Source organism: Herbaspirillum frisingense (assembly GCF_047325095.1).
GTDB lineage: Bacteria > Pseudomonadota > Gammaproteobacteria > Burkholderiales > Burkholderiaceae_D > Herbaspirillum > Herbaspirillum frisingense.
The window spans coordinates 1,760,128-1,774,137 of record NZ_CP168558.1; the positions used below are offsets into that span (position 1 = coordinate 1,760,128).

11 protein-coding genes are annotated in these 14,010 nt (G+C 63.9%); all 11 read left to right on the forward strand.

What is annotated here, in order from left to right; all coding sequences use genetic code 11:
• The first annotated feature begins 28 nt into the window (after positions 1–28).
• Entirely contained in the window at positions 29–676 is a 648-nt protein-coding gene (gene leuD / locus ACEOAC_RS08105; RefSeq protein WP_006462722.1) for a 3-isopropylmalate dehydratase small subunit, read from the forward strand.
• 91 nt (positions 677–767) lie between these two features.
• A complete protein-coding gene (gene leuB, locus ACEOAC_RS08110) occupies positions 768–1,838 on the forward strand; it encodes a 3-isopropylmalate dehydrogenase (RefSeq protein WP_006462721.1) in 1,071 nt (356 codons plus the stop codon).
• 122 nt (positions 1,839–1,960) lie between these two features.
• Positions 1,961–3,073, forward strand: a complete 1,113-nt coding sequence (asd, locus tag ACEOAC_RS08115; protein WP_006462720.1) for an aspartate-semialdehyde dehydrogenase — start codon at positions 1,961–1,963, stop codon at positions 3,071–3,073.
• A 440-nt stretch (positions 3,074–3,513) separates the two neighbouring features.
• Positions 3,514–6,318, forward strand: a complete 2,805-nt coding sequence (locus ACEOAC_RS08120; protein WP_413628779.1) for a FimV/HubP family polar landmark protein — start codon at positions 3,514–3,516, stop codon at positions 6,316–6,318.
• Between the two features lie 121 nt (positions 6,319–6,439).
• Positions 6,440–7,357: a tRNA pseudouridine synthase A gene (locus tag ACEOAC_RS08125; protein WP_241813227.1), complete on the forward strand. Its 918-nt coding sequence runs from the start codon at positions 6,440–6,442 to the stop codon at positions 7,355–7,357.
• Between the two features lie 52 nt (positions 7,358–7,409).
• On the forward strand, positions 7,410–8,078 hold the full coding sequence (locus ACEOAC_RS08130; protein WP_077236334.1) for a phosphoribosylanthranilate isomerase: 669 nt from the start codon (positions 7,410–7,412) through the stop codon (positions 8,076–8,078).
• 42 nt (positions 8,079–8,120) lie between these two features.
• Positions 8,121–9,380 carry a tryptophan synthase subunit beta gene (trpB, locus tag ACEOAC_RS08135; RefSeq protein WP_102663382.1) on the forward strand — a complete coding sequence of 420 codons (1,260 nt, stop codon included), beginning with the start codon at positions 8,121–8,123 and terminating at the stop codon, positions 9,378–9,380.
• 72 nt (positions 9,381–9,452) lie between these two features.
• Positions 9,453–10,250: a tryptophan synthase subunit alpha gene (gene trpA, locus ACEOAC_RS08140; RefSeq protein ID WP_006462715.1), complete on the forward strand. Its 798-nt coding sequence runs from the start codon at positions 9,453–9,455 to the stop codon at positions 10,248–10,250.
• Positions 10,251–10,443: 193 nt separating this feature from the next.
• The gene (gene accD, locus ACEOAC_RS08145; RefSeq protein WP_077236336.1) at positions 10,444–11,313 is read left to right on the forward strand and encodes an acetyl-CoA carboxylase, carboxyltransferase subunit beta; all 870 of its coding nucleotides are present in this window, start codon (positions 10,444–10,446) and stop codon (positions 11,311–11,313) included.
• A gap of 283 nt (positions 11,314–11,596) precedes the next feature.
• On the forward strand, positions 11,597–12,919 hold the full coding sequence (folC, locus tag ACEOAC_RS08150; RefSeq protein WP_039874898.1) for a bifunctional tetrahydrofolate synthase/dihydrofolate synthase: 1,323 nt from the start codon (positions 11,597–11,599) through the stop codon (positions 12,917–12,919).
• A 105-nt stretch (positions 12,920–13,024) separates the two neighbouring features.
• A complete protein-coding gene (locus ACEOAC_RS08155; protein WP_413628780.1) occupies positions 13,025–14,005 on the forward strand; it encodes an SPOR domain-containing protein in 981 nt (326 codons plus the stop codon).
• The last annotated feature ends 5 nt before the right edge of the window (positions 14,006–14,010 follow it).

Sequence of the window (14,010 nt, forward strand, 5' to 3'; positions counted from 1 at the left end):
ATCGCCCGTCCGACCCAAGGTCAAGACCATGAATAAATTTATCCTGCACGAAGGACTGGTGGCGCCGCTGGATCGCGCCAACGTCGATACCGATGCGATCATCCCTAAGCAGTTCCTGAAGTCGATCAAGCGCAGCGGCTTCGGCCCCAACCTGTTCGACGAATGGCGTTACCTGGATCATGGCGAGCCGGGCATGGACAACAGCAAGCGCCCGCTGAACCCGGACTTCGTGCTCAACCAGGAGCGCTATCAGGGCGCTTCGATCCTGCTGTCGCGCAAGAACTTCGGCTGCGGTTCCTCGCGCGAGCACGCGCCGTGGGCGCTGGACCAGTTCGGCTTCCGCGCGGTGATCGCGCCCAGCTTTGCCGACATCTTCTTCAACAACTGCTACAAGAACGGTCTGCTGCCCATCGTCCTGACCGAGCAACAGGTCGATCACCTGTTCAATGAAGTCAAGGCCTTCCCGGGTTACCGCCTGGTCATCGACCTGGAAAAGCAGGTCGTCAGCACCACCAATGGCAGCCAGGCCTTCCCGTTCGAGATCAGCGAGTTCCGCAAGTATTGCCTGCTCAACGGTTTCGACGACATTGGCCTGACCCTACGCAAAGCCGACACCATTCGTGCCTACGAAGAGAAACACCTGCACGAACAGCCCTGGCTGAGCAACACGATCTGACAGGATCGTTGAAACAACAGCAAAGGGCGGTCAGATGACCGCCCTTGTCATTGATAACCCGAATTCGCTGCATAACTGAGAAAGAGAAGCCATGAAGATTGCTATCCTGCCGGGCGACGGCATCGGTCCTGAAATCGTCGATGAAGCCGTGCGTGTGCTCAATGCACTGGACGAGAAGTTCGAGATGGAATCGGCCCCGGTCGGCGGCGCCGGCTACGAGGCCCACGGCCACCCGCTGCCGGATGGCACCCTGAAGCTGGCCAAGGAAGCCGACGCCATCCTCTTCGGCGCAGTCGGCGACTGGAAGTACGACAAGCTGGAGCGCGCCCTGCGTCCGGAGCAGGCCATCCTGGGCCTGCGCAAGCACCTGCAGCTGTTTGCCAACTTCCGTCCCGCCATCTGCTATCCGGAACTGACCGGTGCTTCGTCGTTGAAGCCCGAGCTGGTGGCCAACCTGGACATCCTGATCGTGCGCGAACTGAACGGCGACATCTATTTCGGCCAGCCGCGTGGCATGCGCGAAGCGCCGGACGGCCCTTTCAAGGGTGCACGTGAAGGATTTGATACCATGCGCTATTCGGAACCGGAAATCCGCCGTATCGCCCATGTCGCCTTCCAGGCCGCGGCCAAGCGCGGCAAGCGCCTGTGCAGCGTGGACAAGGCCAACGTGCTGGAAACCTTCCAGTTCTGGAAAGACGTCGTCACCGAAGTGGGCAAGGAATACCCGGACGTGGAGCTGTCGCACATGTACGTGGACAACGCCGCCATGCAACTGGTGAAGGCGCCGAAGAACTTCGACGTCATCGTCACCGGCAACATGTTCGGCGACATCCTCTCCGACGCCGCCGCCATGCTGACCGGTTCCATCGGCATGCTGCCCTCGGCTTCGCTGGATGCCAACAACAAGGGCCTGTACGAGCCCTCGCACGGCTCGGCACCGGACATCGCTGGCAAGGGTATCGCCAATCCGCTGGCGACCATCCTGTCGGCGGCGATGATGCTGCGTTTCTCCTTGAACCGTGCCGAACAGGCCGACCGCATCGAGAACGCCGTGAAGAAAGTGCTTGCGCAAGGTCTGCGCACCGCCGATATTTATGAAGAAGGCTGCACCAAGGTCAACACCCAGCAGATGGGCGAGGCCGTGGTCAAGGCCCTCGCGTAAGCTCAGTGCCTCGTCTACCCGCACAAGCCGGGCAGGGCGGGGCGCCTGGAATGCCGGATGGTCCGGCGCATATGTGTTCAATCTGAGTTGTTCACCATGGATGTTCTAAATAGGGAAAGATGATGAAACTGGTTGGTTTGGTTGGCTGGCGTGGAATGGTGGGTTCGGTCCTGATGCAACGCATGCAGGACGAGGGTGATTTCGATCACATCGAACCGGTATTTTTCTCGACTTCGAATGCGGGCGGCAAAGCGCCGTCGTTTGCCAAAACGGCAACGACGCTCAAAGACGCCAACAGCATCGATGAGCTGAAGAAATGCGACATCATCATTACCGCACAGGGTGGCGACTACACCAACGAGATCTTCCCCAAGCTGCGTGCAGCCGGCTGGGACGGCTACTGGATCGACGCCGCCTCCTCGCTGCGCATGAAGGATGATGCCGTGATCGTGCTGGACCCGGTCAACAACAACGTCATCAAGGACGCACTGGCCAAGGGCGTGAAGAACTACATCGGTGGCAACTGCACCAACTCCATCCTGTTGATGGGCGTGGGTGGCCTGTTCAAGGAAGGCCTGGTCGAGTGGGTCAGCTCCATGACCTACCAGGCAGCCTCCGGTGGCGGCGCCAACCACATGCGCGAACTGTTGAAGGGCATGGGCGTCATCAACGCCGCCGTGTCCGAAGAGCTGGCTACACCGTCTTCGGCCATCCTGGACATCGACCGCAAGGTTGCCAAGACCATCCGTGAAGACGTGCCCACCGAGTTCTTCGGTGCACCGCTGGCCGGCGGCCTGATCCCCTGGATCGACGCCCAGCTGGAAAACGGTCAGTCCAAGGAAGAGTGGAAGGGCCAGGCCGAAGTCAACAAGATCCTCGGCAACGAGAAGATCATCCCGGTCGACGGCCTGTGCGTGCGTATCGGTGCCATGCGTTGCCACAGCCTGGCGCTGACCATCAAGTTGAAGCGCGACCTGCCCCTGGCCGAGATCGAGTCCATCATTCGCGCCGGCAATCAGTGGGTGAAGTGGGTTCCCAATGACCGCGCCATCACGGTCAAGGAACTGACCCCGGCAGCCATCACCGGCGGCCTGGAAATCGGCGTGGGCCGTGTGCGCAAGCTGAACCAGGGCCCGGAATACATTTCCGCCTTCGTCATCGGCGACCAGTTGCTGTGGGGTGCGGCCGAACCGCTGCGCCGCATGCTGCGCATCATCCTGGGCAACCTGGAGTAATGCGACGGCCGGAAAATATCCGGCCGGCAACCGCCGTGCGTTGCTGCAATGCGAATAGGGCTTGCCTATCCCGTTGTCAGTCTGCAACAATAGCCCGCCAGCTTTTCCCCAGGGAGAAGCTGGCGGGTTTTTCTCATCTTGAGAAGTTAAGTACACTTGCGGGTGTAAGTTCTTGATGTTAATTTGAAAAGCCCATTCATTTCATGAAAACCAACATGGCAGCGCCACCGCCGGGCGCCTGCTGGATTTGATGAAATGGATCTGCATTTCCGTTCCCTGAGCTGCAAAACAATGCTTTCAAGACAGCAAGGGCTGCAGGGACAGCAGCAGCGACGGCCCACAGCAAGGCTGCGCGGCACATGCCCCATTCACGGCTTCCACCGGGTTGAACGCGAGCGTGACGGGTTTCAAGCGGAACGTTTCTCTAAGCCATATAAAACATGCCTCTGAATACTAACAAGAAGCTTCCCCTGTCCCAGATGAAGACCCTGAGCGCCGCCGTTGCGCTGGCCCTGGCCTTGCCGCTGGGTGCGCAAGCGGCCGGACTGGGCAAGCTGACCGTGCTGTCCTCGCTGGGCCAGCCGTTGCGGGCCGAGATCGAGGTCACTTCCGTGAGCGCCGATGAGGCCGGCAAGCTGTCGGCCCGCCTGGCACCGGCCGAGGCCTTCCGCCGCGCCAACATGGATTACAACCCGGTACTGGGTTCGCTATCCTTCGTGGTCGAACAGCGCCAGGGGCGTCACTTCATCCGTATCAGCTCTTCCCAACCGGTCAGTGATCCGTTTGTCGACCTCCTGATGGAATTGAGCGCGGGCGATTCCCGCCTGCTGCGTGAATATACTTTCCTGCTTGATCCACCTGACAGCAAGGCACCGCGCAACGCCCAGGTGGCACCGCTGACGCCGGGTAATGCCGGCGCGACCAACGGTTCGTCCTCCCGTAGCGAGGCTGCAGCAAGCGCTGCGGCCGCCCCCACAGCCCCTGCTGCGGCGACCACGCCTGCTGCGCCGGCTGCATCGGCTGCCCCGGCTGCCGATTCTGAACCAACCGCTGCCCAGGCTGCACCGGCCGCCGCTGCCGCGCCGACCCCCGCACCAGCACAGGCTGCCGCACCCGCTGCCGCTCCTGCCGCCAGCAGCACCCCGATCCCGGTCAGCGGCGAAGAGCCCGCGACCACCATCGTCCAGCGGCCTGCACCATCGGCCCTGGCCGAGGAACTGATCCGTCGCCAGCAGGCATCGCCTGCCGATACCCCGGCCTCGGCCAGCCCGGATGCGCTTGCCGCTTCCCGTCCGGCGACGCAAAGCGCCACGGGGACGGTGGCCCAGCCGGCAGGGGCTAATCCGTCAGCGGCCGCTGCGCCGGCTGCTGCCGGCAAGAGCGCCGACTACCGCGTCAAGCAGGGCGATACCCTGGGCGCGATTGCCGCCCGCAACCAGCCGGCCAATGTCTCGCTGGACCAGATGCTCATCGCCCTGTATCGCGCCAATCCCGACGCCTTCCAGGGCAACAACATCAACCGCCTGCGCGCCGGCAGGATCCTCAGCATTCCCGATCAGCCCACTGCCGCCGCCGTCGACCGCGATGAGGCACGCGGCATGGTCGTGGCGCAGGCGCAGGACTTCAACGCCTACCGCAACAAGCTGGCCGGCCAGGTCGCCAACGCACCGGCCGGCAAGCCCGGCACCAGCCGCCAGAGTGGCGGCGGCAAGATCACCACGCGGGTGGAAGAACGTTCCGGCACCCAGTCGGCGCGTGATCGCCTGGAGCTGTCCCGCGCCCACAAGGGCAATGGCAAGACCGGCCGCGCCCGCGCGGCGGCCGAAGACAAGGCCGCCAGCGAGCGCGCGCTGGCCGAGGCCAATGACCGCGTCAAGGACCTGGAAAAGAACGTCGACAACCTCCAGAAACTGCTGGAGCTGAAGAACAAGACCATCGCCGAACTGAGCGCGCAACAACCGAAGGAGGGCGAAGCCGCCAAGCCGGCCGCCGACGCCGCCGCACCCAAGGCCGAGGACAAGCCGGCCGATGCGCCCGCAACCCCTGCGCCTGAACCTGCAACGGCGCCGGCTGCAGCAGTCGCTTCGTCGACTACGCCGCCGGCAGCCAGCGCCAAACCGGCAGACAAGAACGGTGGCAGCTTCGTTGACAAGGTGAAGGAAAATCCCGCCTTCCTGATCGGTGCCGGTGTGCTGGTCGCGCTGCTGGCCGCCGGTGGTGGTGTGCTGGCCATGCGTCGTCGCAAGAAGAAGTCCGAGGAAGGCGCCGTCGAACCTGCCGTCGAACCCGAGCCTGCTTCGCCTGCACCTGCAGCAGCGGCTGCGGCTGCGGCAGCGGTGGCTGAGGCGGAGCCTGAAGCAGAACCCGAGGTTCCGGCGACCGTAGCGGTCGTCGCGCCCGTGGTCGAGGAGGCTGCTCCGGTGGCCGCCGTGGTTCCGGAAGAGCCGGTCGATCCGATCTCCGAAGCCGACATGTACATCGCCTATGGCCGTGACGAGCAGGCCGAGGACATTCTCAAGCTGGCCCTGCAGACAACGCCCGAGCGCCAGGCGCTGCACGCCAAGCTGCTGGAAATCTATGCCAAGCGCGGCGATGTGGCGAACTTCAACAAGGTCGCGCTCGACCTGCATCAGCTCAGCGGTGGGCTCAACGAAACCTGGGTCAAGGCCGCAGCCCTGGGCCTGGAAGTCGATCCCACCAATCCGCTGTACGGTGGTGTCCCCGCCGAAGAGGAACCGATCCTCGGCAGCGAGGAAGAGCAGGGCATGGAGTTCGACCTCAGCGACTTCAAGGGCGCCGAGCTGCAAGCCACGCCGACCCCGCCGGCAGGCGCGGCCATGGACCTGGGCAAGGACATCGATTTCGACCTGGACCTGGAAAACGGCGCCAAGCCCGACGCCAACGAGCCCATCCTGCCGGCGTCGAGCGGCGCCGCCTCGGCATCGACGCTGCTGGACAGCCTGGATGAGGCGCCCGCTTCACCTGCTCCCGCTCCCGCTACGGATCTGGCCGATCTGGACCTGAGCCTGCCGGAGGAGGACGCAGCGCCAGCGTCCACCAACCTGCTGGAAGAAGATGAAGAGTCCGCCTTCGAGGCCGAGATGACTACCAAGCTCGACCTGGCCGCCGCCTATGAGGAAATCGGCGACAAGGAAGGTGCTCGCGAATTGCTCGAAGAAGTCATGCGCGGCGGCAACGATGCCCAGATCGCACGTGCCAAGCAAATGATGTCCGCCCTGGGCTGAAGCCCACGGCCAGCGATTACAATAGCTTCATCTCGCGGGCAGCTCGCATGAGCTGCCCGTTTGTTTTCATCGTGCCGCCTGAGCCTGGCAAGCAGCGCAAGGGCGGCCTGCAGTGATCACCATGACAGACATTCCCCCCCAAGCCGACGGTCTGCGCCGCGTGGTACTGGGCGTGCAATACGACGGCGCCTGCTGGCAGGGCTGGCAGACCCAGCCGCACCGCCAGACCGTGCAGGATCAGCTGGAAGCGGCCCTGCTGCGCTTCAGCACCCAGCCCATCGCCACCACCTGTGCCGGCCGCACCGACTCCGGCGTGCATGCACTGGAGCAGGTGGTCCATTTCGACACCGCCATCGCCCGCGACAGCTTTTCCTGGGTGCGCGGCACCAATGCCTTCCTGCCGCCGACGATCGCGGTGCGCTGGGCCTGCGAGCTGCCTTACGTGGATGACGCGGCCATTGCCAATGCCAGCGCCGGTGCCGGCACTGGCGAGGTCGCCGCGCTGCATGGCGCCGAGCGCGAAGGGGCGGCGCAGCTGGCCCAGTTCGGCTTCCATGCGCGCTTTTCGGCCATCGCCCGCACCTATCACTACGTGCTCTACAACCATGCGGTCCGTTCGCCGCTGCTGGCCGGCAAGGCCGGCTGGACCTTCCGCCCGCTGGACGCTGACCGCATGCACCGCGCGGCCCAGCACCTGATTGGCGAGCACGATTTCACCAGCTTCCGGGCCGTGGAGTGCCAGGCCAAGTCGCCGGTGCGCAAGATGGAAAGCATCGCCGTGCGTCGCCATGGCGACATGATCGTCTTCACGCTCAAGGCCAATGCCTTCCTGCATCACATGGTGCGCAACATCGTCGGCTCGCTGATCGTGGTCGGCAGCGGCAAGCAGGGGCCGGAGTGGATAGGGCAGGTGCTGGCCCTGCGCGACCGCAGCCGGGCCGCCCCGACCTTCATGCCGGACGGCCTCTACCTGGCGCGGGTAGACTATCCGGATGCCTGGGCGCTGCCGCAGGAGAATCGCTCCTGGCCCTGGCTGTAGCGCGTTGGGCCGCTGCGCGCACCCCTGAAATTCTTGCAAAAAGGCAATATCGATGAGCTTGCGTACCCGTATCAAGATCTGTGGACTGACCCGCGAAGAGGATGTCCGTGCCACCGTGGCCGCTGGCGCCGATGCGCTGGGCCTGGTGTTCTATCCAAAAAGCCCGCGCTATGTCACGCCGCAACGTGCCGGCGAGCTGGCGCGGGCGGTGCCGCCGCTGGTGAGCATCGTCGGCCTGTTCGTCAACCCGACCCTGGAAGAGGTGCAACAGGTGTTGGCCGAGGCGCCCCTGACGATATTGCAGTTCCACGGCGACGAAACGCCCGAGCACTGTGCCGCGATCGCCCGCGCCGTTGTCAGACCCTTCATGCGTGCGGCCAGAATAGGAAGTTCGACGCAGCCCTCGGATTTGTTAGAATATGAACAGGCATATCGCTCCGCCAGTCCGTTTTTCACCGGACTGCTGCTCGACACCCTGGTCGAGGAGTACGGCGGCAGTGGAAAGGTTTTCGATTGGTCTCTCATTCCAAAAGAACTCGCGCCTCGGGCCGTTTTGAGTGGTGGCTTGAGCGTACACAACGTCACTGAGGCGGTAACCCGCGTTCGTCCCTACGCGGTCGATATCAGCAGTGGTGTCGAAGCCGCCAAGGGCATCAAGGATGCCGCCAGGATCGAGGCCTTCATCCAGGCCGTGCGTCTGGCGGACGCTACCCCGGCGTAGCACTCCCCATACAGTACGCAGTACGAGATTCAGAGGAAACCCATGAAAGAATTGAACCCCCTCGGCAGCTTTGCCGAGCGCCAGGCCGTTCCCGTCGCCGCCCTGCACCAGTCGGCCCACTACAACCTGCCGGACGCGCGTGGCCACTTCGGCCCCTACGGCGGCAGCTTCGTCTCCGAAACCCTGACCCTGGCCCTGAACGAGCTGCGCGAGGCCTATGCCCGTTACCAGCACGATGAACAATTCCTCGCCGAATTCCACACCGAACTGAAGCATTTCGTCGGCCGTCCCAGCCCTGTGTACCACGCCAAGCGCTGGTCCGAGCAGGCCGGCGGTGCGCAGATCTACTTCAAGCGCGAAGACCTCAACCACACCGGCGCCCACAAGATCAACAACGTGATCGGCCAGGCATTGCTGGCCAAGCGCATGGGCAAGAAGCGCATCATCGCCGAGACCGGTGCCGGCCAGCACGGCGTGGCCACGGCCACCATCTGTGCGCGTTTCGGCATGGAATGCATCGTCTACATGGGCGCGGAAGATGTGAAGCGCCAGCTGCAGAACGTGTATCGCATGAACCTGCTGGGCGCCAAGGTGGTGCCGGTGGAATCCGGCTCCAAGACCCTGAAGGATGCGCTCAACGAAGCCATGCGCGACTGGGTCACCAATGTCGAGACCACCTTCTACATCATCGGCACCGTGGCCGGCCCGCATCCCTACCCGATGATGGTGCGCGACTTCCAGTCGGTGATCGGCAACGAGTGCATCCAGCAGATGCCCGAGATCGCCTCGCGCCAGCCGGACTACGTGGTGGCGGCCGTCGGTGGCGGCTCCAATGCCATGGGTATCTTCTATCCCTACATCGACTATGCCGATGTGAAGCTGGTCGGCGTGGAAGCCGCCGGTGACGGGCTTGATACCGGTCGCCATTCGGCCTCGCTGACCCTGGGCTCGCCCGGTGTGCTGCACGGCAACCGCACCTACCTGCTGCAGGATGCCAATGGCCAGATCATCGAGACCCACTCGGTCTCGGCCGGCCTGGATTATCCGGGCGTGGGGCCGGAACACGCATGGCTCAAGGACAGCGGTCGCGCCAGCTATGCCTGCATCACCGACGAGGAGGCGCTGCAGGCCTTCAACACCTGCTGCCGCATCGAAGGCATCATCCCCGCGCTGGAGTCCAGCCATGCCCTGGCCCATGCGGCCAAGCTGGCGGCGACCCTGCCCAAGGATCAGATCGTGCTGGTCAACCTGTCCGGCCGTGGGGACAAGGACATGCATACCGTGCAACAGCGCCAGGGCTGATCGCCGCCCCTGCCTGACGCGTGCCGGCTGCCCGACGGGTGGCCGGCTGGTTCGACAAAATACTTCACCATCATGTCCAGAATCCAGACTACCTTTTCCCAACTGGCCGAGCAGAAGCGCAAGGCCCTGATCACCTTCATCACCGCCGGCGACCCGGCCCCGGAGCTGACCGTGCCGCTGCTGCACGCGCTGGTGGCCGGCGGCGTCGACATCCTCGAACTGGGTGTGCCGTTCTCCGACCCCATGGCCGAAGGCCCGGTGATCCAGCGCGCCTGCGAGCGGGCCCTGAAGTTCGGCATCAGCACCCATGATGTGCTGGGATATGTGCGCGAATTCCGCAAGACCAATACCCATACCCCCATCGTATTGATGGGTTATGCCAACCCCATCGAACGCTTCGGCGTGGATGCCTTCATCGCCGCTGCCAGCGAGGCCGGCGTGGACGGCACCATCGTGGTGGACTATCCGCCCGAGGAATGTGAAGAATTCGCCCAGAAGATGCAGGCCAATGGCATGGACCCGATCTTCCTGCTGGCCCCGACCTCGTCGGAAGAGCGCATCCGCCAGGTGGCGGCCGTGAGCAGCGGCTTCTGCTATTACGTCTCGCTCAAGGGCGTGACCGGTGCCGGCCATATCGACACCGCCGAAGTGGCCGAACGTATCGCCGCCATCCGCCAGCACGTCAAGCTGCCCATCGCCGTGGGCTTCGGTATCCGTGACGGCGCCACCGCCCGCACCGTGGGCAGCGTGGCCGACGCGGTCGTGATCGGCAGCCGCATCATCGCCGAGCTGGAAAATACCCCGCAGGAGAAAGCCTGCGAGGCGGTGCAGACCTTCGTCACCGGTATTCGCCAGGCGCTTGATGCCTGAGCCTGGCCGGCAGGAGTAATCGGACAGAAGGCCTCCGGGGGCACTGAACTGCGCCCGGAGGCTTTGTCTTTTGATAAGGCGCAAGCCGCCTATCCTTCATTTCTTGCCGGATGGAAAGCATGACCGTACTTTACGTCCCGCCCCGGTCGGCTCTGGTACAATGCGCGCCACCGGAAAAATCTATGAGGTATCTATGAGCTGGCTCGAGAAGTTACTGCCACCCCAGATTCAACGCGGCTCCACCAGCCGCAAGGCCATCCCGGAAGGTTTGTGGGTCAAATGCCCCTCCTGCGAGGCCGTGCTGTACCGTACCGACCTGGAGTCCAATCTCCACGTCTGCCCCAAATGCAGCCACCACATGCGCATCCGCGCCCGCGCTCGTCTCGATGCCCTGCTCGACGAAGGCGGCCGCTATGAGATCGGCCAGGAAGCCCTGCCGGTCGACACCCTGAAGTTCAAGGACAGCAAGAAGTACCCCGACCGTCTCAAGGACGCCATGGAATCCACCGGCGAAACCGATGCCATGGTGGTCATGGGCGGCGCCATCATGACCCTGCCGGTTGTCGTGGCCTGCTTCGAATTCGAATTCATGGGCGGTTCCATGGGCTCGGTGGTGGGTGAGCGTTTCGCCCGCGGCGCCCAGGCGGCACTGGAACAGAAGGTTCCCTTCATCTGCATCACCGCCACCGGCGGCGCCCGCATGCAGGAAGGCCTGCTGTCGCTGATGCAGATGGCCAAGACCACCTCCATGCTGACCAAGCTGTCGGAAAAGAAGCTGCCCTTCATCAGCGTGCTGACCGACCCGACCATGGGTGGTGTCTCGGCTTCCTTCGCCTTCATGGGCGACGTGGTGATGGCCGAACCCAAGGCCCTGATCGGCTTCGCCGGCCCGCGCGTGATCGAGAACACGGTGCGTGAGAAACTGCCGGAAGGCTTCCAGCGTGCCGAATTCCTGGTCACCAAGGGCGCCATCGACATGATCGTCGACCGCCGCAAGATGCGCGAGGAAATCGCCCGTCTGCTGGCCCTGCTGCAAAACCAGGCCGCCGAAACGGTTTCCTGATAAGCGGATATACTTCAGGCCCGGATTTGCAGAAGTGCAAATCCGGGCCTTGTTTTTTCATGCATGTTCCGAATGTCTGACTACCGTTCGGCCTGAGTAGGCCCGGTCAGGGCCGTATCGAAGGCGCTCCCGCGCTTGCCGAAGGACCAGGACGGGGCGCCTTCGATACGCGGCAATGCCGCTACTCAGGACTAACGGACACTTGTGTCATCCTCATTCGGAACAGCTGTCCAGTAATCCGTATTTCGTTTTTGTGCTGTAGCTTCACCGACCGAGACGCGCCATGACTTCCCAAGCTTCCCCGAGCCCTGCCACCCCCGCCACCTTGAGCGAATGGCTGGCCCTGCTGGAACAACGCCACTTCAAGCAGATCGACATGGGCCTGGAGCGGGTCATGCAGGTCAAGCAGAAGCTGGACATCCGGTTCGACTGCCCGGTCATCATGGTGGCCGGTACCAACGGCAAGGGCTCCACCTGCGCCATGCTGGAATCGATCCTGCTGCGCGCCGGCTATCGCGTGGGCCTGTACATGAAGCCGCATTTCCTGCACTTCAACGAACGCGCCCGCATCAGCGGCGACATGGCCAGCGATGCGCAACTGATCGCGGCCTTCGAGGCGGTGGAGGCGCAGCGCGGTGACATCTCCCTGACCTATTTCGAATTCACCACCCTGGCCATCATGAAGCTGCTGGCCGATGCCGGGCAGGACGTGGTGATCCTGGAGGTCGGCCTGGGTGGCCGCCTGGATGCGGTCAACGTGATCGATGCCGATGTGTCCATCGTCACCAGCATCGACATCGACCATACCGAATACCTGGGCGAGACCCGCGAAGAAATCGGCTTCGAGAAAGCCGGCATCTTCCGTCCCGGCAAGGTCGCCGTGTGCGGCGACCCGCTGCCGCCCAAGTCCCTGATCGCGCATGCCGAGAAGATCGGCGCCGACCTGTGGCTGATGGGCCGCGACTTCAACTACCAGGGCGACAAGCAGCAGTGGGCCTATGGCGGACGCGGCATGCGTCGCAATTCGCTGGCCTATCCCAGCCTGCGCGGCGCCAACCAGCTGTTGAACGCCTCGGCCGCCCTGGCCGCGCTGGAAGCCTTGCGTGAAGTCTTGCCGGTAGGTGCGCAGGAAGTGCGCACCGGGCTGGCCACGGTGGAGCTGCCGGGCCGCTTCCAGGTCCTGCCGGGCCAGCCGCTGGTGATCCTGGACGTGGCGCACAACCCCCATGCGGCCGCCACACTGGCGCAGAACCTGGACAACATGGGCTTTCACCCCTACACCTATGCGGTGTTCGGCTCCATGCTGGACAAGGACATCGAAGGCGTCATCGGTCATCTGAAGGACAAGATCGACCACTGGTGCGTGACCGACCTGCCGCTGCCGCGCGCGGCCACTGCGCAACAGCTCAAGGACGCCCTGCTGGGTGCCGGCGTGGCGCCGGAATTCAGGCGGGACGCGGCGCGCAGCATCGAAACCTTCACTTCGCCGGCCGACGCGTATGCAAATGCATTAAGCAGAGCAGGGGAGAATGATAGAATTGTGGTTTTCGGGTCCTTCCTCACCGTGGCCGGCGTCATGCAGGCGCGCCGCCCCGGTCTGCACTGAACCCGTACCCGATTTCCGGAGCCGGCCGCCACGCCGGGCGGCGCCCCGACCTGTGGGGGCGGGCAGTTTTTCCAATATTTTCAGATCAATTCAAGACGACTCCGCATGGGCTTGTTCTCGTTTTTCCGCAAAAACAAGCAGGACTCTGCTTCCGACCAAGGTACTTTCCGTTCGCGTTCCGACGAGCAATCTTCCGTCATTCGCAGCCGCGGCAGCCGTAGCGCCGCCAATACCTCCGGCCGCGCCGCAGGGGGACGGGCCAAGGCAGGCAAGGACGCCACCGCCGATCCCTTGTTGCCGGAAAAGAAACGTGCGCGCCGCCGCCTGATCGGTGCCGTCGCGCTGGCGCTGGCGGTGGTGATCGTGTTGCCGATGATCCTCGATTCCGAGCCCAAGCCGCTCAACGACGATATCGCCATCCAGATCCCCTCGAAGGACCAGGCGGCCTCGGCCGGTACATCGGCTCCGGCTCCGGTCCCGGCCTCGGCAGGGGACGCCAAGCAGGCCTCGCTGGACCAGAAGGAAGAGATCGTCGAGCCGGCCAGCATCGCGCCCGAACCCGCCACTGCCCCGGCCGCACAGCCGGCCAGCCCGCCCGTGGCGGCCGTGGCCCCCAAGGTGATCGACAAGCCTGCGCCCAAGGTCGAGGAAAAGAAGACTATCGCGGTCGAGCACAAGGAAGAGCCGAAGAAGGAAGCCGCCAAGCCCAAGGCCCCGGCCCCAGCCTCCACCGCGCCGGCATCAGCGCCCTCCGCCCATGACGATTCGGCCCGTGCGCTGGCGATCCTGGAAGGCAAGTCCGGTGCAGCTGGCGGTGCCGCTGCTGCGCCGGCAGAGAAGAAGCCGGCCGCCACCGGGGGCAAGTTTGTCATCCAGGTCGCCGCGCTGGCGACCCAGGACAAGGTCAATGAATTGCGCAACAAGCTCAACGCAGCAGGTATTCACTCCTACACGCAAAAGATCGCGACCCAGGCCGGCGAACGCACGCGCATCCGCGTCGGTCCCTTCGGCAGCCGCGATGAAGCCGAGCGCATGGGAAGCCGAATCAAGAAGCTGGGCTTGAATGCTACTATTGTTCCTGCTTGAAATTG

What these genes read in the sequence shown, in the direction of transcription:
- leuD (WP_006462722.1), top strand. Translation starts at nt 29, where the DNA reads ATGAATAAATTTATCCTGCACGAAGGACTGGTGGCGCCGCTGGATCGC.
- leuB (WP_006462721.1), top strand. Translation starts at nt 768, where the DNA reads ATGAAGATTGCTATCCTGCCGGGCGACGGCATCGGTCCTGAAATCGTC.
- asd (WP_006462720.1), top strand. Translation starts at nt 1,961, where the DNA reads ATGAAACTGGTTGGTTTGGTTGGCTGGCGTGGAATGGTGGGTTCGGTC.
- ACEOAC_RS08120 (WP_413628779.1), top strand. Translation starts at nt 3,514, where the DNA reads ATGCCTCTGAATACTAACAAGAAGCTTCCCCTGTCCCAGATGAAGACC.
- ACEOAC_RS08125 (WP_241813227.1), top strand. Translation starts at nt 6,440, where the DNA reads ATGACAGACATTCCCCCCCAAGCCGACGGTCTGCGCCGCGTGGTACTG.
- ACEOAC_RS08130 (WP_077236334.1), top strand. Translation starts at nt 7,410, where the DNA reads ATGAGCTTGCGTACCCGTATCAAGATCTGTGGACTGACCCGCGAAGAG.
- trpB (WP_102663382.1), top strand. Translation starts at nt 8,121, where the DNA reads ATGAAAGAATTGAACCCCCTCGGCAGCTTTGCCGAGCGCCAGGCCGTT.
- trpA (WP_006462715.1), top strand. Translation starts at nt 9,453, where the DNA reads ATGTCCAGAATCCAGACTACCTTTTCCCAACTGGCCGAGCAGAAGCGC.
- accD (WP_077236336.1), top strand. Translation starts at nt 10,444, where the DNA reads ATGAGCTGGCTCGAGAAGTTACTGCCACCCCAGATTCAACGCGGCTCC.
- folC (WP_039874898.1), top strand. Translation starts at nt 11,597, where the DNA reads ATGACTTCCCAAGCTTCCCCGAGCCCTGCCACCCCCGCCACCTTGAGC.
- ACEOAC_RS08155 (WP_413628780.1), top strand. Translation starts at nt 13,025, where the DNA reads ATGGGCTTGTTCTCGTTTTTCCGCAAAAACAAGCAGGACTCTGCTTCC.